At 70.7% G+C, this 17,153-nt stretch carries 17 protein-coding genes; 8 read left to right on the top strand and 9 right to left on the bottom strand.

The annotated features are described in order from the left end of the window. The first annotated feature begins 17 nt into the window (after nt 1-17). Nucleotides 18-512, top strand: a complete 495-nt coding sequence (locus tag KZ829_RS07555; RefSeq protein WP_188125794.1) for a DUF1269 domain-containing protein — start codon at nt 18-20, stop codon at nt 510-512. Further along, on the top strand, nt 496-1,899 hold the full coding sequence (locus tag KZ829_RS07550) for a DUF2252 domain-containing protein (RefSeq protein ID WP_220143119.1): 1,404 nt from the start codon (nt 496-498) through the stop codon (nt 1,897-1,899). The genes KZ829_RS07555 and KZ829_RS07550 overlap by 17 nt, the downstream gene beginning before the upstream one ends. Before the next feature lie 31 nt (nt 1,900-1,930). On the opposite strand, the gene KZ829_RS07545 is transcribed toward KZ829_RS07550, so the two are convergent. Then, entirely contained in the window at nt 1,931-3,379 is a 1,449-nt protein-coding gene (locus KZ829_RS07545) for a hypothetical protein (RefSeq protein ID WP_246635227.1), read from the bottom strand. Nucleotides 3,380-3,627: 248 nt separating this feature from the next. On the opposite strand from KZ829_RS07545, the gene KZ829_RS07540 reads away from it, so the two are divergent. Together KZ829_RS07540 and KZ829_RS07535 are read left to right on the top strand one after the other, a co-directional pair. Next, nucleotides 3,628-4,086, top strand: a complete 459-nt coding sequence (locus KZ829_RS07540; RefSeq protein WP_220143118.1) for a DUF6325 family protein — start codon at nt 3,628-3,630, stop codon at nt 4,084-4,086. Nucleotides 4,087-4,091: 5 nt separating this feature from the next. Further along, on the top strand, nt 4,092-4,376 hold the full coding sequence (locus tag KZ829_RS07535; protein ID WP_220143117.1) for an SHOCT domain-containing protein: 285 nt from the start codon (nt 4,092-4,094) through the stop codon (nt 4,374-4,376). Between the two features lie 70 nt (nt 4,377-4,446). Here the strand turns inward: KZ829_RS07535 and KZ829_RS07530 are convergent, their stop codons facing one another. From KZ829_RS07530 to KZ829_RS07515, 4 genes are read right to left on the bottom strand one after another with little or no spacing between them, the layout of a single operon-like run. Further along, nucleotides 4,447-4,881, bottom strand: a complete 435-nt coding sequence (locus KZ829_RS07530; protein ID WP_220143116.1) for an RDD family protein — start codon at nt 4,879-4,881, stop codon at nt 4,447-4,449. After that, on the bottom strand, nt 4,878-5,315 hold the full coding sequence (locus tag KZ829_RS07525) for a hypothetical protein (RefSeq protein WP_220143115.1): 438 nt from the start codon (nt 5,313-5,315) through the stop codon (nt 4,878-4,880). Before KZ829_RS07525 ends, KZ829_RS07530 begins: the two co-directional genes overlap by 4 nt. Beyond that, nucleotides 5,315-8,011 carry a cation-translocating P-type ATPase gene (locus tag KZ829_RS07520; protein WP_246635226.1) on the bottom strand — a complete coding sequence of 899 codons (2,697 nt, stop codon included), beginning with the start codon at nt 8,009-8,011 and terminating at the stop codon, nt 5,315-5,317. Before KZ829_RS07520 ends, KZ829_RS07525 begins: the two co-directional genes overlap by 1 nt. 34 nt (nt 8,012-8,045) lie before the next feature. Then, a complete protein-coding gene (locus KZ829_RS07515; RefSeq protein ID WP_220143113.1) occupies nt 8,046-8,543 on the bottom strand; it encodes a DUF6069 family protein in 498 nt (165 codons plus the stop codon). 193 nt (nt 8,544-8,736) lie between these two features. On the opposite strand from KZ829_RS07515, the gene KZ829_RS07510 reads away from it, so the two are divergent. Beyond that, nucleotides 8,737-9,984: a polyamine ABC transporter substrate-binding protein gene (locus tag KZ829_RS07510; RefSeq protein ID WP_220143112.1), complete on the top strand. Its 1,248-nt coding sequence runs from the start codon at nt 8,737-8,739 to the stop codon at nt 9,982-9,984. An 827-nt stretch (nt 9,985-10,811) separates the two neighbouring features. Here the strand turns inward: KZ829_RS07510 and KZ829_RS07505 are convergent. Then, the gene (locus tag KZ829_RS07505) at nt 10,812-11,345 is read right to left on the bottom strand and encodes a DUF6817 domain-containing protein (protein WP_220143111.1); all 534 of its coding nucleotides are present in this window, start codon (nt 11,343-11,345) and stop codon (nt 10,812-10,814) included. A gap of 76 nt (nt 11,346-11,421) precedes the next feature. On the opposite strand from KZ829_RS07505, the gene KZ829_RS07500 reads away from it, so the two are divergent. Further along, the gene (locus KZ829_RS07500) at nt 11,422-11,721 is read left to right on the top strand and encodes a hypothetical protein (RefSeq protein WP_220143110.1); all 300 of its coding nucleotides are present in this window, start codon (nt 11,422-11,424) and stop codon (nt 11,719-11,721) included. 124 nt (nt 11,722-11,845) lie between these two features. Continuing rightward, entirely contained in the window at nt 11,846-12,319 is a 474-nt protein-coding gene (locus tag KZ829_RS07495; RefSeq protein ID WP_220143109.1) for a carboxymuconolactone decarboxylase family protein, read from the top strand. 72 nt (nt 12,320-12,391) lie between these two features. On the opposite strand, the gene KZ829_RS07490 is transcribed toward KZ829_RS07495, so the two are convergent. Together KZ829_RS07490 and KZ829_RS43875 are read right to left on the bottom strand one after the other, a co-directional pair. Beyond that, on the bottom strand, nt 12,392-12,769 hold the full coding sequence (locus KZ829_RS07490; RefSeq protein ID WP_220143108.1) for a VOC family protein: 378 nt from the start codon (nt 12,767-12,769) through the stop codon (nt 12,392-12,394). Then, nucleotides 12,766-13,467: an arsenate reductase/protein-tyrosine-phosphatase family protein gene (locus tag KZ829_RS43875; RefSeq protein WP_220143107.1), complete on the bottom strand. Its 702-nt coding sequence runs from the start codon at nt 13,465-13,467 to the stop codon at nt 12,766-12,768. The genes KZ829_RS07490 and KZ829_RS43875 overlap by 4 nt, the downstream gene beginning before the upstream one ends. Nucleotides 13,468-13,585: 118 nt before the next feature. On the opposite strand from KZ829_RS43875, the gene KZ829_RS07480 reads away from it, so the two are divergent. Further along, a complete protein-coding gene (locus KZ829_RS07480) occupies nt 13,586-16,747 on the top strand; it encodes a penicillin acylase family protein (RefSeq protein WP_220143106.1) in 3,162 nt (1,053 codons plus the stop codon). Here KZ829_RS07480 and KZ829_RS07475 read toward each other — a convergent pair. After that, the gene (locus tag KZ829_RS07475) at nt 16,739-17,101 is read right to left on the bottom strand and encodes a VOC family protein (RefSeq protein ID WP_220143105.1); all 363 of its coding nucleotides are present in this window, start codon (nt 17,099-17,101) and stop codon (nt 16,739-16,741) included. The genes KZ829_RS07480 and KZ829_RS07475 overlap by 9 nt on opposite strands. Nucleotides 17,102-17,153 lie beyond the last annotated feature (52 nt).

The following is a 17,153-nucleotide window of genomic DNA, read 5'->3' as shown; positions in this document are numbered from 1 at the left end:
CGAGGAGGAGAACCCCCATGACCACGTTCACGGTATGGAAGTTCGACGACCCGCAGCGTGCGGAACAGGCCGCCGGCATCCTCCGGCACGCCCGCGACGAGGGCCTCGTCAAGATCATCGACTACGCGGTGGTCAGCTGGCCGCAGGGCGCGGCCGCCCCGGAGACCCACCACGAGCACGAGAGCGGCCACCGGTACACCGGCTGGGGCGCCTTCTGGGGAATCGTGATCGGCGGCCTCTTCCTCGTCCCGGTCGCCGGCGCGGCGGTCGGCGCGGGCATCGGCGCCCTGGTCAAGGCCACCGAGGGCACCGGCATCGACCGCCAGCAGCTGGAGACCATCCGGGCCGAGATCACCGAGGGCACCTCGGCGCTGTTCCTGGTGACCGACCAGGGCAACCTGGACCGGCTCGGCGAACGATTCCACGGCCTGCACAAGCAGCTGATCGCCACCAACCTGACGGAGGGCGAGCGGGACATCCTCCTGGAGGCGTTCGGTGGCGCGACGCCCTGACCCGGCGTCGCGCGCGGAGACCGGGCGGGAGGCGCGCAAGCGCGTCCCGCCCGCCGCGCACGCCGCATACGAACCGGCCGCCGGCCGGCCGGACCCGGTCGGCGTGCTCACCGGCCAGGAGGGCGACCGGCTCGCGGAGCTGCTGCCGATCCGGCACGGGCGGATGATGGCGTCCCCGCTGGCCTTCTACCGCGGCACCGCGGAGCTGATGGCCCGGGACCTGGCCGCCGCACCCTCGACCGAGCTGGACACCCAGCTCTGCGGGGACGCGCACATCTTCAACTTCGGCCTCTACGCCTCCCCGGAACGGCGTCTCGTCTTCGACCTCAACGACTTCGACGAGACGCATCCGGGCCCGTTCGAATGGGACGTCAAACGCCTGGCCACCAGCCTCGCGCTGGCCGGCCGGGAGAACGGGTTCAAACGCCGGGACCGCGCCGCGATCGTGGAGGCGTCGGTGCGCTCCTACCGGGAGGCGATGACCCGCTTCGCGGCCATGCGAACGCTGGACCTCTGGTACGCCCGGGCCGACCTCGACGAGTTGCGCGAGCAGCTCGGCGACCAGCTCACCCGCACCCGCCAGGAACGGCTGGCCCGGGCCGGGGCGAAGGCACGCACCCGGACCAGCCTCCAGGCGTACCGGAAACTGACCGTCGAGGTGGACGGGCGCCGGCGGATCGTCGCCGACCCGCCGCTGCTGGTACCGGTCGGGGACCTGGTGCCGGACGTGACCCGCAAGCAGCTCGAGGCGCAGATCATCGACCTGATGGCCGGGTACCGCGACAGCCTCGCCGACGACCGGCGGCGGCTGTTCGACGCGTTCCAGTTCGTCGACATGGCCCGCAAGGTGGTCGGTGTCGGCAGCGTCGGCACCCGCTGCTGGATCGTGCTGCTGACCGGCCGGGACCCGGACGACCCGCTGCTGTTGCAGGTCAAGGAGGCCGGGCCGTCGGTGCTGCGCGGGCTGGTGCCGCGGCCCGGCGGGACGGACCTCGGCAACGAGGGCCGCCGGGTGGTGGCCGGTCAGCGGATCATGCAGGCGGCCAGCGACATCTTCCTGGGCTGGCACCGGGTCGAGGGGTTCGACGGCCGGACCCGCGACTTCTACGTACGCCAGCTGCGCGACTGGAAGGGCGGCGCCACGGTCCAGGAGATGGACACCCGGACACTGAAGGCGTACGGGGGTCTGTGCTCCTGGACCCTGGCCCGGGCGCACGCGTGCGGCGGGGACCGGATCGCGATCGCGGCGTACCTGGGTTCCCGCGACCGGTTCGACAAGGCCCTGGTGGCGTACGCCGAGTCGTACGCCGACCAGGTCGAGGCCGACCACGCGGCCTTCACCGCGGCGGTCCGTGACGGCCGGCTGGAGGCCGTCACGGACGTCTGAGCCGTACGTTGCGAACAGCCGCCGCCCGTCCTCAGCCGAGGGCCGGCGGCGGCGTCGGTTCCACCTGGGCGTGCCGGCGCGCGATCAGCGTGACCGCCACCTCGTACGCCGCCAGCAGCACCACGATCACCAGCAGCGACGTCCACGAGGACAGCACCAGGGCCAGCAGGATCGCCACGACGAGCCCACCCACCCGTACCGCGTCGAGATTCCGGGCGATGAAGCCGGGTCCCCGGGCCGCGACCACCACCGAACCGGCCCGGGCCCGCCGCCAGCCGGCCGCCGTCCACCGCGCCACCCAGTGGCGCGCCCACACCGCGAACCGGCCCGGACCGGCGAGGTACGCCAGCAGCGCGATCGCCGTACCGATCACGATGAGCTGCGTGCCCCGCTCCCGGAGCAGGCCGAGCACCGTGGTCATGGCCGCGTCCACCCCGTCGCGGTAGACCCCGGCCGGCACCGTCTCGATGATCTCCCGGCGCACCACGCGCAGCACCGCGGTGACCGTCACGGCCGCGACCACCAGCCAGAGCCCGAACTGCACCGCTGTCCGGCGGCGCCCCGGCGACACCACGAACGCGGCCAGCAGCAGCAGGATCGTCCCGGCCACGAACAGCGCCAGATACCGTTTCGCCGAGGCGACGGCCTGCTGGACCTCCCACAGGTGCCCGGCGCCGTCGATGGTGTACGTGGCGAAGTCGGCCGGCAACGTCACCCCGAGCGCCTCCTCGACCCGCAGCCGCAGATTCTCCGGGATGGCGCCACTGCTCAGGTCGGGCAGCGTGATCTGTTTGCCGAAGAGGGTCGGCAGCTGGTCGCTGAGCTGCCGCAGCACCTGGTTGATCAGGGGCAGCAGGTCGATCTGGATACCGTTCTCCCGGGCCGTGACGACACTGCTCTCCCCCTCGAGGACGTCGATCACCCGCTGGTGCAACTGCCGGTTCAGCTCCACCCAGATCACCTGGAAACGGTCGCTGCCCAGCACGTTCTGCACCGTCTTGCGGACCTGCTCGCGGATCTGCGCGGTGAGCGGCCCGGCCACGAACGCGGCCTGTTCGGGCAGCACGGTGCGCAGCCGCTGTTCCACGTCGAGCAGGCGGAAGACCTCGGTGGTGGAGTACTCGGCGACGGCCGCGTTCACCTTCGGGTCCTGCGGCAGCGGCGCGACGGTGGCCACCCACCGGTCGGTGTTCAGCGTGGTCGTCGCCCCCCACAGCCCGACGACGCTGGTCACCAGCGCGAAGGCGGCCACGGCGGCGAGCACGGCGGCCACGCCCCGGCGGATCGCGCCACCGCGCGACGGCCTTCGGCGCCGCTCCCCTTCGAGCTGGGCGCGCAGAGCGGTCACTTCCGCCCGGAGCCGCTCGATCTCCTCGGAGCCGGGTACGTCCACCCGCGCCGTTTCCTCCACACGCTCGTCCTCCGGGCCGGTACCGTCCGGGGAAGCGGTCGGTGGTGCTTCGCTCGGCGGAATGGTCATGGTCTGCTCCTCGCCGGCCGGAAAATCGACGGCCGGCGTTCTACCGGCCCCTGCCGACGGTTCCTCGCGCGCCCCTGAAGGCACCTCATCCGGCGTGGATGAACCCCTCCCCACGGCGTACCGGCGGTTCCGGTGCCCTCCGGAGTTCACCCTCGGCGGATGACGTGGCCCGGTCCGCGGCCCAGCACGCTGAACACGATGACATCGGGCGCGAACGAGCTGGGGGAAGCGATGAGCGGGAGGCTGACATGAGCGGAACGGAACTGGGCGAGATGGGCCCGGTCGACTACCTGTGCGTCGAGTTCCCCGAGGGGAGCCTGAACGGGACGGCGCTGCCGCTGCTGATGGACCTGGTGGACCGGCAGATCATCCGGGTGCTGGACATCCTCTTCGTCCGCAAGGAGCACGGCGGCGGCGTGACCGCCTTCGAACACAAGGAGATCGACCTGAGCGGCTTCGGCGTCTTCCAGGGCGCCGCGTCCGGCATGCTCGGCGGCGACGACCTGCACGACATCGCCGGCGTCCTGGAGGAGGGATCGGCCGCGGTGATCCTGGTGTACGAGAACCTGTGGGCGGCGCCGCTGGCCACCACCCTGCGCCGTAACGGGGCGCATCTGGTGGCGGGCGGGCGGATCCCGGTGCAGGCGCTGATGGCGGCCCTCGACGAGACCGAGGAGGCCGTGGCGGCCTCCCTCCAGGGAAGGTGATCGCGATGCCCGGACTGTTGCGTGGCATGGCACGGACCGCGGTGGTCGCCGGCACGGCGACCGCGGTGTCCAACCGGGTCTCCCGGAGGCAGGCGGGCCGGTGGGCCCAACAGGCGCCTCCTCCCCAGCAGCCGCAGTACTACGAGTCGGCACCTCCGCCGCCGCCTCCGCCGGTGGACGACACCTCGGCCCAGCTCGAACAGCTCCAGCGGCTGGGCGAGCTGAAGGCTCAGGGGGTGCTCACCGAGCAGGAGTTCCAGGAGCAGAAGGCCCGCATCCTGGGTCGCTGACCACCGGCCCGGACAGGCCCGCGCCGGTCACCGTGAGGCTTCGAGCCACGGTGGCCGGCGCGTCCCATGTTCATTGTGCCGTCGGCTCCGGGGTCGCCCGCACCACCGAGGTGCGGGCGACCTTGTCGTGCAGGGCCTGCCGCCGCCGGTCGATCAGCAGCCACAGCGCCCCGATCGGGAAGTACGCCAGCATCAGGCCACGGAGGAACGAGGCGATCCAGCCCGGCGTACGCCCGTCGGCACGCACCACGCGCAGGCCGAGGAACGCCATTCCTGGTGTCCGGCCGGCCAGCATCCAGAAGACGGCGCAGTAGAGCGCCAGCGCCGCGGGCAGCAGCACCAGGTAGGAGGTCACGACCAGCCGGGCCAGCTCCCACGCCCCGGAACCGACGATGGCGGCGACCACCCCGAAGACGAGCGTCGCCCCACCCGTGAACACGGCCACCACGACCGCGTCCACCGTGTACGCCAGGAACCGGCTCACCAGCCCGGCGTACTCGCTCATGTCGTCGGATCGATGAGCTGACCGCGACCTGTCATCCGCAGAGTGATCCGGTCCACGACGGCGTCACCGGCCGCCGCGCCCGCCCGCACGCGGCCCACCACGTCGCCGACCATGCTGTCGCGCTGCCCCCGCATCAGGGCCCGGATCCGGTCCGGCTCCCGTTCCAGCAGCTCCAGCACCCGGGCCAGCTGGATCTCCACGACCCGGTCGACGATCCGCGAGGTGGCCAGCGCGGTGATGGCGTTCTCGATCACCCGGTTGCGTTCGGAGGCGCCGAGCTCGGCGAGATCGGTGAGATCGTCGAGCCGGGCCTCCTTGATCCGCGCCCGGGCCTGGTCCCGGAGCCGGGTCAGTGTCTCGCCGGCCCGTTCCCCGGTGCGGATGGCCGCGCCGATCGCCACGTCGCCCAGTTGCAACAGCCCCGGCATGCCCATCACGCCACCGCGGCGGTGTGTCTCGCGGCCCGCCGCCGGAAGACCGCCTTACGGATCTCGGTAGGCAGGATCACGATCGAGCCGGCCACCAGGCAGATCAGCCACTGACCCAGGTCCAGGCTGGTGGTGTGCAGGATCTTCTGGAACAGGCCCAGCTCGGTGCCCAGCAGGATGGCGGCCGCCGACATCCCGGTGGTGATCAGGAACCGCCGGTCGTCGAAGGTCTCCAGGCTGAACACCGACCGGAGCTCACTGCGCGCGGTGAGGGAGAACGCCAGGTTGGCGATCGAGAAGGCGGTCAGGCCCATGGTGCGGCCCGGGTCCAGGCCGTACCTGTCGTCGGCCCACCAGATCACCGCGAGGGTGACCACGCCCATCACCAGGCCGATGAAGCTGAGCCAGCCCAGCGAGCTGCGGCTCAGCAGCGGCTCGTCGGACTTGCGCGGCTTGCGCTGCATGATGTCGGCCTCGGCCTTGCCGTAGCCGAGCCCCACGGCCTGGAACACCTGCGTGGTGAAGTTCAGCCAGAGGCTCTGCAACGGCAGGAACGGCACACCCGCGGCGATGTTGCCGATGCTGGCCGCCAGGAAGGTGACCACCATGCCGATCAGTACGCCGATCTGGAAGAAGATGTACTTCTTCAGGTTGGCGTAGAGGGCCCGGCCCAGCTCGACGGCCTTCACGATGGTGGCGAAGTCGTCGTCGGTGAGGATCATGGCGGCGGCCTCTTTGCTGACCTCGGTGCCGGTGATCCCCATCGCGATGCCGATGTCCGCCTTCTTCAGCGCCGGCGCGTCGTTCACGCCGTCGCCGGTCATCGCGACGATGTGGCCCTTGCGCTTGAGCACCTCGACGAGCCGTACCTTGTGCTCCGGGGTGACCCGGGCGATCACGCCGATCCCGTCGATCTCCCGGTCCACCTCCTCGTCGCTCATCGCTCCGAACTCGGCGCCGGTGATCGCCCGGCCGCGGATGCCCAGCTTGCCGGCGATGGCCGCGGCGGTGACCGCGTGGTCGCCGGTGATCATGCGGACCTCGATGCCGGCCGAGTGCGCCTGGGCGATCGCGGCCTGAGCCTGCGGGCGGGGCGGGTCGACGATGCCGATCAGCGACAGCGGGGTCAGCCCGTCGAGCAGGGTGAGCAGGTCGGCGCCCGGGTCGAAGGTCGCCGGGTCGAAGTCGCGGCGGGCGGTGGCCAGCACCCGCAGCCCCTGCCGGCCCAGGCGGGTGTTCTCGGCCAGATATTTCACGCCCATCTCGTCGGCCACGGTTGAGCGGGCCAGCACCTGGTCCGGCGCGCCCTTGACGAAGCAGCGGATCACCTCGGCGCCGTCCGGGCCGGTCATCCGGTGGAAGGTCGCCATCATCTTGTACGCCGCGTCGAACGGCAGCTCGGCCACCCGCGGGTACCGTTCCCGGGTGGTCGCCGAGTCGATGCCGCCCTTCTCGGCGAGCACCACCAGCGCGCCCTCGGTCGGGTCGCCGATCAGGTTGCCGTCGGTGACCACCGCGTCCGAGGCCAGCACCATCGGCAGCAGGTACTCCTCGAGATCGACGTCCCCCTCGCCGGCCACCCGCTTGATCACGCCGTCGATCGAGTAGCCGCCGCCGGAGACGGTGTAGCGGTGCCCCGGGATGGCCATCTCGATCGCGGTCATCTGGTTGAGCGTCAGCGTGCCGGTCTTGTCGGAGTTGATCGCCGAGGTGGAGCCGAGCGTCTCGGTCGAGCGCAGCCGCTTCACGATCGCGTTGGACTTGGCCAGCAACTGCGTGCCGAGCGACAGGATCGTGGTGACCACGGCGGGCAGACCGGTCGGGATGGCCGACACGGCGAACGCCACCGCCGCGGTGAACACCACGGTGAACTCGTTGCCCCGGGCCAGGTTGATGAGCACCGAGGCCACCAGGGCGAAGCCGGCGATCACCAGGATCTGGTTGGTGAGCTTGCTGAGCTGCCGGGTGAGCGGCGTCTCCGCGTCCTTCTCGGTCTGCAGCATGCCGGAGATCCGGCCCACCTCGGTGACCATGCCGGTCGCGGTGACCAGCAGTTCGCCCGTGCCGCGGGTGACGTTGGTGTTCATGTAGGCCATGTCGGACCGGTCGCCCAGCGGGGTGTCGGCCGACTTGACCGCGTCCACGTCCTTGGCCACCGGCAGGCTCTCACCGGTCAGCGCCGACTCGTCGATCTCCAGCGTGGCCGCGCGCAACAGTCGCCCGTCGGCCGGCACCACGTCGCCGGCCTCCATCACCACCACGTCGCCCGGGACCAGCTCCTCGGCCGGCACCTCGGCCAGCGCGCCGTCCCGGCGCACCTTGGCCTTGATGATCATCATTTTCTGCAGGGCGTCGATGGCGGCCGCCGCCTTGCCCTCCTGCTGCAGGCCGAGCGCCGCGTTCAGCAGCGTCAGGGCGATCAGCATGATGCCGGTGCCCCACTGCTTGAGCGGGTAGAGGCTGCCGATACCGGCGGCGAGCAGCACCAGTTGCATCGGGTCCGCGTACTGCCGGAGGAAGGCGCGCCACCACGGCTCCTTCTTCGCCTCGGCGAAACGGTTCGGTCCGTACCTCTCGCGCCGAATTACCACCTCCTCGGCGCTCAGGCCGCGCTGTCCGTCGACCTTCTCGGCCGCGAGGGCCTCCGGAACCGACAGCACGTGGAACGCGGGCTCCTCACCCGCGTCCGGTGGAGACGTCATGGTCGCCATAGTCATCCCTCCGGGGTGAAGATCCTCAGCGGTACGGACGGGGGTAGGGCCGGGGCGCCGGATGGGCGGGCACCGGCACGATCGCGGTCTTGGCGGTGCCCGCGACCAGTGAGCCGATCGCGACACCGAGAATGAAGTTGAGCCCGGCCGTGAACACCCGGGAGCCGAGCGACTCCTCGGTGACGAACGGCGCGAGCATCGCCACCACGGTGGCCAGGGCCATGACCCAGCCGAAGAACCGCATCGGCCGGGGCGTGGTGATGATCAGCACATGGATCAGGCCGGTCGCGGCGAGCGCGGCCAGCGCGGCGCCCAGGGCGTACCAGCCGGTGGAGGCGTCGCCCCAGACACCCTGGCCTTTCGGGGCGAGCACGTCGACGTTGAACAGGCCGCGGCCGAGCAGGACGCCGGCGATCGCGATGAGGGCCGCCACGGCCGCGGTGGCCGCGCCGCCGGCCCACAGTTTTCCAGCGTTCACGGTGGGACTCGGACGGGGGTCGGTCGGCGCGTTATAGCCGGTCATGTAGTCCTCCTCAAGGATGCGGGCTACCGTCCCGAGCGTCGCCACGGTGACTTCCCGGCACCTCATCCGGCATGGATGAACGTCCCGTCAAGATCAACTGATCGGCCGAATTCATCACATGGTTACCGGCCGGTCGCCGACGTAGCGTTGCTGGTCAGGCCCGAACCGGGCCGCCGCCGGCACGAGGAGTCCGATGTTCCACCGCACCACCGCCGACCCGTCCCTGCGCCGCGGCATCACCCAGCAACGCCTCGGCCGCCGCGACGCTCTCCGGATCGGTGGCCTGTCCGCGCTCGGCGGGGCGCTGGCCGCGTGCGGTGTCCCCGGCCAGACCCGGCCCGAGGCGGCCTCCGGCTCCGCGCTCGGCACCTTCTGGGAGGGCCGCAAGCAGAACGGCACGGTCGACTTCGCCAACTGGCCCCTCTACATGGACCCGTCGAAGCCGGAACTGACGAAGTTCACCAGGCGGACCGGCATCACGGTGAACTACGAAGAGGTCATCCAGGAGATGGGCCCCTGGTTCGCCAAGGTGCAGCCACAGCTCTCGGCCGGGAAGCCGATCGGCTACGACCTGATGGTGATCACCAACGGCATCCAGTTCGGCCGTTTCCGCTCAGCCGGCTTCCTGGCCCCGCTCGACCACACCCGCCTGCCGAGCTTCACCGCGAACGCCGCCGCGAAGTACACCGAGGAGTCGTTCGACCCGGCCAACGTGTTCAGCGTGCCGTGGGCCTCCGGGATCACCGGCATCGCCTACGACCCGGACAAGGTCGACGGCCCGATCACCAGCCTCGACGACCTGTGGAACCCCCGATACAGGGGCAAGGTCGGCATGATGTCCGACATCACCGAGCTGGCCAACTTCGGCATGCTGGCGGCCGGCATCACCCCCGGACGGTCCACCGAGGCCGACTGGCGCAAGGCCGCCGCCAAGCTCCGCCAGCAGAAGGACGCCGGCATCGTCCGCAACTACTACGAGCAGGACTACCTCGACGCCCTCGGCAAGGGCGAGATCTGGATCTCGCAGGCCTGGTCCGGGGACATCTTCCAGAAGAACATCTCCGACGGCACGAACTTGAAGTTCGTCATCCCGGACGAGGGCGGAACCATCTGGACCGACAACCTCGCGATCCCGGTGACCGCCGCCAACCCGGTCGACGCCCTCATGCTGATCGACTTCTTCTACGAGGTGGAGAACGCGGCGTCCCTGGCCGGGTACATCAACTACGTCTGCCCGGTCCCGGCCGCCCAGGAGCGGATCCGCAAGGACGCCGCCACCGGGTCCGGCGACGACCGCACCTACCTGGAGGCGGTCGCGAACAGCTCCCTGGTCTTCCCGAGCGACGCCGACTACGCCCGCCTGCACTACTACGCCGGCTTCAACACGGCCGAGGAACAGCAGACCTTCGCCAAGATCTTCGACCCCATCGTCCTGAGCTGACCCCACCAGGTCCGCGTTTCACTCCTTTGTGGTACGCGTGTCCTCGTGCCCGTCTCATCAGGACCGTTCCGTCCGGTCGGCGCGCGCCTACTGCCCACTCCGGCCTGTGCCGCGCCCGCCGGGCTCAGATCGGTTGGACACCCCCGCGTGTGCTGCCACTCGCTCCGGGTGGGTGGTCGCGATGGTGATCGCCAGGCGCCCGGGGCGTTGCTCGCGGCCGTCACGCCGGTCTCGCCAGGGTCGTCACCCCGACTCGCCGGCGATCTTGGGCAATGGCGGCTTTCGGGGCGATCTTGATTCCTGATTGCCGTCCGGCGGCGGATCATCGTCCGTGATCTATCTTTCCTGGAAAACCTTGGGTTATCGGATACCCGCGGACGGCTACGATCGCCCAAGATCGCGCCGTCCGACGACGCGGAGTTCCGGCCGACCGGGCCTTCGAAGGTGGGCGCACACGAAAGCCGCCACGTGGGCGGCCATCGCGGCGACAGGCCACGTAGGCGACCACGACACCGCCACCGTGCGCGCCCACCCACCCTCGCGAAAGCGCGCCCACCCGCACCGGGCGACCGGCGCTACGGCCACGAGCGGGCAACCCCCGTACCTGGCCGGCAAACCGCGGCCACCCGCCCAGCGCGACCGAGAGCAGGGCGGCGATGCGGCCGTGACCGGCGGCAGATCAGGACGTGGCGGTCGGCCCGGCCTGCCCGGGCACCGATCTCAGCCCGGCGGGCGCGGCACAGGCCGGAGCAGGCAGTAGGCGCGCGCCGACCGGACGGGACGGCCCTGACAAGGCGGGACGAGGACACGCGTACCGGAAAAGATCTTCAGGCGTTGAGGAGGCGGTGGGCCTCGGTGGCGACGGCGGGTGAGGTGACCGGCTCCCAGGCGGTGAAGAGGCCGGTGAAGTAGGCACGGTTCGCCGTGAGCAGCGACGGGTCCTGTTCCATGACGTCCAGCTCGTTGACGATCGTGAGGTCGACGAACGGGGTGACCTGGTCCTCGTTGAGACGGGTGACCTCGCCGGTGAAGCGGTCCGCCACCGTCCGGTTGGCAGCCAGGTCAGGCCACGTCCGGTCGCGGTCGCACGACCCGTACAGATAGACGAGCTCCTCGGCGGCGGGGCCGATCAGATCGCGCAGCGCCTCACGTTCGCCCCAGAAGAGCAGGGCCAGGTCGAAGCCGTCGGTGCCGTACACCGCGTGGGTCAGGCCGGCGGACTGCGTGGCCGTCGTGTGCCCGAGCGCGCCCAGCCGTTCCTGGACCCGGCACAGGTGGGCGTACAGTGTCCCGCCCGGATGCCGCACCGTCTCCGTCCCGTGTGAGCGCAGCCATGCCCGTACCTCTGCTTCGGTCTGCATGGAGAAGCACCCTAGTAAGGATGGTCCTCAATGCGCCATGAGCACGAAGTAAGCCGATAATCACACTATGGGAGCCTTGGACGCGGCTGCGGCACGGGTGGCGCCGGGGGGCAGGCGGCCGATTTCCGGAGGCGGCACCGAGCAGGAGACCCTGGGCCTGACCGTGTTCGAACGGCTTCATTCCCGGGGGGCGATCGCCGATCTCCGGGGCGCGTCGATCACCGACGGCGCGGTCGGCCCGGACGTGACAGGCGTCACCGTTCACGCCGAAAAGCTGACCGCCCAGGCCACGGTGCGTGACGGCCGCGATGTCGTGTGGTGGCCGGGACCCGCTTTCACCGGCAAGGACTCCGGCTGCGTGACGCCGACGATCTGACCCTGCGTAACGGCATGATCGTCGCCGGCGCCCAGCCGACGCGCCCGAGCCGACCCCGGCTGTCACAGATCCGGAAGTCCGGGTGTCTGGAGGTCGTCCCAACGCGACGGCGAAGGAGCCGACAATGGAAGCTCGTCTGGATCTGCTCAGCAACCCGGTGGCCGGCCGGATCATCAAGCACTTCACGGCGGCCGGCCTGGCGGTCAAGGACGCGGGCCTGCCGGCCGCGACCCGGGAGCTGGTGCTGCTGCGGGTCAGCCAGATCAACGGCTGCGCGTTCTGCGTCGACATGCACAGCAAGGACGCCGCGCACGCCGGGGAGACCGCGCAGCGCCTGCACCTGGTGGCGGCCTGGCGGGAGGCGACGGTGTTCACCGACGCCGAGCGGGCCGCGCTGGAGCTGGCCGAGGAGGGCACCCGGATCGCCGACGCGGCCGGTGGGGTCTCCGACGAGGTGTGGGAGAACGCCCGCAAGCACTACGACGAGGACCAGTTGGTCGCGTTGATCGCGACGATCGCGACGATCAACGCGTTCAACCGGTTCAACGTCATCGTGCAGCAGCCGGCCGGCTGGTACGAGCCCGGCATGCACCCGTGACAACCACACCATCGGCTGGCTGTGGGGCTGTTTGAAACCGTTTCGAACAGCCCTGACAGCCAGCCGGGTTCTTCAGACGGGCTGGAAGAGCTCGACCAGGTTGCCGGCCGGGTCACGCAGCAGGATCTGGCGGCCGCCGGGGCCGGAGACCGGGTCGCCCACGAAACTCAGGCCGGCCTCACCGAGGCGGGAGATCTCCGCGTCCAGGTCCTCGAAGACCAGGTGGATGCGGTTGCGGCCGGGGTCGGCGGAGCCCTCCGGGGTGGCCCGGGCGCCGGAGCTGGCCGGGCCGGAGAGCAGCAGGCGCAACGGGCCCCGGGCGACGTCGGCGAAGGCCGGGGCGCGGTCGGTGAGCACCTCGAATCCGAGGTGGGTGGTGTAGAAGTCGAGCGCGGCAGGCACGTCGTCGACCAGGTAGCGGACCGTGGCGTACTGATCGGAAGCGGTCATCGGAGCTGCTCCTTCAGAAGGTGGTGTACGCGGGTGTCGATCTCCGCGGCGGTCCGGGTGAAGGCCGCGTAGTCATCCCCCGGGTCGGGCAGGCTCCAGTGCCGCGCGCGGCCTCCGAAATCGGGGCAGTTCTCCCGGGCCCGGTCGCAGAGGGTGATGACGTGGTCGAAGCGGCGCCCGGTGAGCGTGTTGAGATGACGGGTCTCCGCCGGCGTGTCGTCGATGCCGAAGATCTCGCGCAGCACCCGGGCGGTGTGCGGATGAACCCGCGTTCTCGGCCGGACTCCGGCGCTCAGGACGGTCACCGCGCCGGACGTGCGGTGACGCAGCAGGGCCTCGGCGATCGGTGACCGGGCGCTGTTGCCGGTGCACACGAAGAGCACCGACGCGGGCCCGGCGACCAGGTCGGGGGCGGCCGTGGTCAGCGCCGGGTGCAGGGCGGACGCCGTGGCGGTGAGTTCGGTGGCACAGCGGGACAGGTCCAGGTGGTAGTAGGTGTCCCGGGCGTCGTGGGCGCTGCGGGTGGTGGTGACCAGGCCGCCGTCGCGCAGCAGCCGCAGATGGTAGGAGACCAGGTTCTGCGGTTGGCCGACCCGGGCGACCAGCTCCCGGACCCGCAGGTCGCCGCCGGCCAGCTCGGTGAGCAGCCGCCAGCGCAGCGGGTGCCCGGCGAGGCGCGGGAACGCGGGTACGTCCATGACCGCACGTTACATCAAACCGGTTTGATCCATCCATCGAAACCTGGCGTTCACATTCGTCTATGTCTTAATATCCCGAGAAAGTTTCGCGTCCACGGCGTACCCGAAGGGAACCCCCATGCGCCGACGCTCTACTCCCCTGATCCTCGCCGCCCTCCTCATCTCCTCCGCGGCGGTGGCCGCCGTGACCGGCCCACAGCCGGCCACTGCCGCTTTCGTCGCCGACGACTACTGCCTGGGTGAGTGCTCCGACATCCTGCCGCCCGGGCAGAACGGGGACGCCGACCTCGCCACGATCCTGGCCCACCAGGCGTTCGGCACCATGCCGGCGAACGCCGCGAACCAGCTCGCCCCCTACGCCAACCTCACCTACGGCTACACCGGCCTGACCCCGCAGCAGATCGGCACGTTCTTCAACGACGCCTCCTACGGCGTCCCGGCCGCCCAGGTGGCCAGCACGGTCACGCCGCGCTCGGACGTCACGATCGTCCGCGACAGGGCCCTCGGCATCCCGCACGTCACCGGCACCACCAGGGCCGGGACGATGTTCGGCGCCGGGTACGCCGGCGCACAGGACCGCCTGTTCCTGATGGACCTGATGCGCCACGTGGCGCGGGGCAGCCTGACCGGCTTCGCGGGCGGCGCCGCCGGGAACCGCGACCTGGAGCAGAGCGTCTGGCGCAACTCCCCCTACACCGAGGCCGACCTCCAGGCGCAGCTCACCGCGCTGCGCAACTCCGGCACGCGCGGAGCCCAGCTGTACGACGACGTCGGGCAGTACCTGGCCGGCGTCAACAAGTACATCGACGACTGCATGGCGGCCCGGGACTGCCCCGGCGAGTACGTCCTCACCGGCCACCTCGACTCGATCACCAACGCCGGCGGTCCCGAGGACTTCGTGATGACCGACCTGATCGCGGTCGCCGGGGTGATCGGCGGGCTGTTCGGCGGGGGCGGCGGCACCGAGATGCAGTCCGCGCTGGTCCGGGTAGCGGCCCGGGCGAAGTACGGCAACACCGTCGGCGACCAGGTGTGGCAGCAGTTCCGGTCGCAGAACGACCCGGAGGCGGTGCTCACCCTGCACGCGGGACAGTCGTTCCCGTACTCCTCGGGTGACCCGAACGCGGCCGGGGTGGCCATGCCGGACGCCGGCGCCACACCCGAGCCGCTGATCTACGACCGCACCGGATCCGCCGCCACCGGCGTGACCGGGGAGAGCGCGATCGCCGGGTCACTGGGCACGCTCACCGTCGACAGCGCACACCGGGGCATGTCGAACGCCGCCGTGGTCAGCGCCGCGCACTCGGCCACCGGGCACCCGGTCGCCGTCTTCGGCCCGCAGACCGGCTACTTCGCCCCGCAACTGCTCATGTTGCAGGAACTGAAGGGGCCGGGGATCAGCAGCCGGGGTGTCGCGTTCAGCGGCCTCAACCTCTACACGCTGCTGGGCCGCGGCCCGGACTACGCCTGGTCGGCCACCTCGTCGGTGCAGGACATCACCGACACGTACGCGATCCGGCTGTGCAACCCGGACGGCAGCGCGCCCACCACGGCGTCGTCGCACTACCTCTACCACGGCGCCTGCACCGCCATGGAGACGCTGAGCCGGACGAACTCGTGGGCGCCGACGACCGCCGACTCCACCCCGGCCGGGTCGTACCGGCTGACCATGCTGCGCACGAGGTACGGCCTGGTCACCTGGCGCGGCACGGTCGGCGGGACACCGGTGGCGTTCACCAGTCTGCGGTCCACCTACGGGCACGAGGCGGACTCGGCGATCGGCTTCCAGATGTTCAACGAGCCGGCCCAGATGGGTACGCCGGCCGCGTTCACGAACGCGGCGTCGACCATCGCCTTCGCGTTCAACTGGTTCTACGTCAACTCGTCGGACACCGCGATGTTCACCTCCGGCACCGAGCCGGTCCGCCCCGCCACGGCCGATCCGAACCTGCCCACCTGGGGTGACGCCGCGAACGAGTGGACCGGTTTCCGGCCGGCGAGCGCCCACGTCCAGGCGGTCAACCAGGACTACTTCGTGAGCTGGAACAACAAGCAGGCGGCCGGCTACTCGGCGGCCGACGGCAACTTCAGCTTCGGCGCGGTGCACCGCGGCGACCTGCTCGACGCGCCGCTCAGGGCCGGCGTCGCGGCCGGGACGAAGTACGACCGGGCGTCACTGCTCAAGGTGGTGGAGAAGGCCGGGCTCACCGACCTGCGCGGTTCCTCGGTGCTGCCCGACATCCTGCGGGTGATCGACACCGCCACCGTCACCGACAGCACCCAGGCGGCCGCGATCGCCAAGCTGCGCGCCTGGCTGACGAACGGCGCGCTGCGGAAGGAGACCGCCTCGGGCAGCAAGGCCTACACCGACGCGGACGCCATCCGGATCTTCGACGCCTGGTGGCCGAAGCTGGTCCAGGCGCAGTTCTCCAGCGGTCTGGGCACCGGGCTGTTCGACGCGCTGGTCGACACGCTCCAGATCAACGAGTCGCCGTCCGGGAAGCAGACCGGGCCGGTCTCCGACCTGCCGCATTCGGCCAACGCTGCCCAGGGCCACAAGGGCAGTTCCTTCCAGTACGGCTGGTGGGGCTGGGTCGACAAGGATCTGCGCGCCGTCCTCGGCGACAGCGTGCCGAACTGGTCCACGAGGTACTGCGGCGGCGGCACCGTCAGCGCCTGCCGCACCGCCCTGCTGACCAGCCTCTCCGCGGCGATCGCCGAGCCGGCCGCCACCACCTACCCGGCCGACGAGCACTGCGCGGCCGGCAACCAGTGGTGCGCGGACGCGATCCTGCAGTCCCCGCTCGGCGGCATCACGCACAACCTGATCGCCTGGCAGAACCGGCCCACCTACCAGCAGGTCGTCTCGTTCCCGGCGAAACGCGGTGACGTCATCACCAACCGGGCGGCCGGGAAGGCGGTCACCGCGTCGAGCGTCCAGTCCGGAAATGCGGCGGCCAACGCGGTCGACGGAAACCCGTCGACCCGCTGGGCCAGTTCCTGGTCCGACAGCCAATGGATCAGGGTCGATCTGGGTGCGTCACTTCCGGTGGGGCGCGTGCAGATCTTCTGGGAGTCGGCGTACGCGTCCGCGTACCGCATAGAGACATCGAACGATGGCAGCACCTGGACCCAGACCGGTGCCGTGGCCGGAGGCAACGGCGGCGCCGACAACGTCGCGCTGACCCCGGCCACCGCCCGCTACGTCCGCCTGACCGGCATCACGCGGGCGACCCAGTACGGACTGTCGATCTACGAGCTGGAGGTGTACTCACACTGAGGCCGAGATGCAGAACGGGTGGCCGGCCGGGTCGAGCAGCACCCGCCAGCGATCCGGCTGCGGCTGGAAGTCCGGCTTGGTGGCGCCCAGTTCGAGGATCGCCGCCTCGCCGGACTCCAGGTCGTCGACGCCCAGCTCCAGGTGCGACTGCTTCGGCACGTCGGAGTCCGGCCAGGTCGGTGGCACGTACTTGTCGACCTTGACGAAGCCGAGGCCGTTGCCGGGCTCGCCCAGGTAGACGAACTCGTCGGAGGAGAAGGCGACCTCCATGCCGAGCAGCGTGCTGTAGAAGCCGGCCAGGGCGGCCGGGTCGTCGCAGTCCAGGGAGAAGCCGACGTACTTGGCGAGGGCCATGATGGTGCTCCTTTCGTCGGTTCCCACCCTGCCAGCCATGACTGACATCCTG

The organism is Actinoplanes hulinensis (assembly GCF_019429605.1).
Taxonomy (GTDB): Bacteria; Actinomycetota; Actinomycetes; order Mycobacteriales; family Micromonosporaceae; genus Actinoplanes; species Actinoplanes campanulatus.
This window is presented reverse-complemented; position numbering and strand designations above follow the sequence as displayed.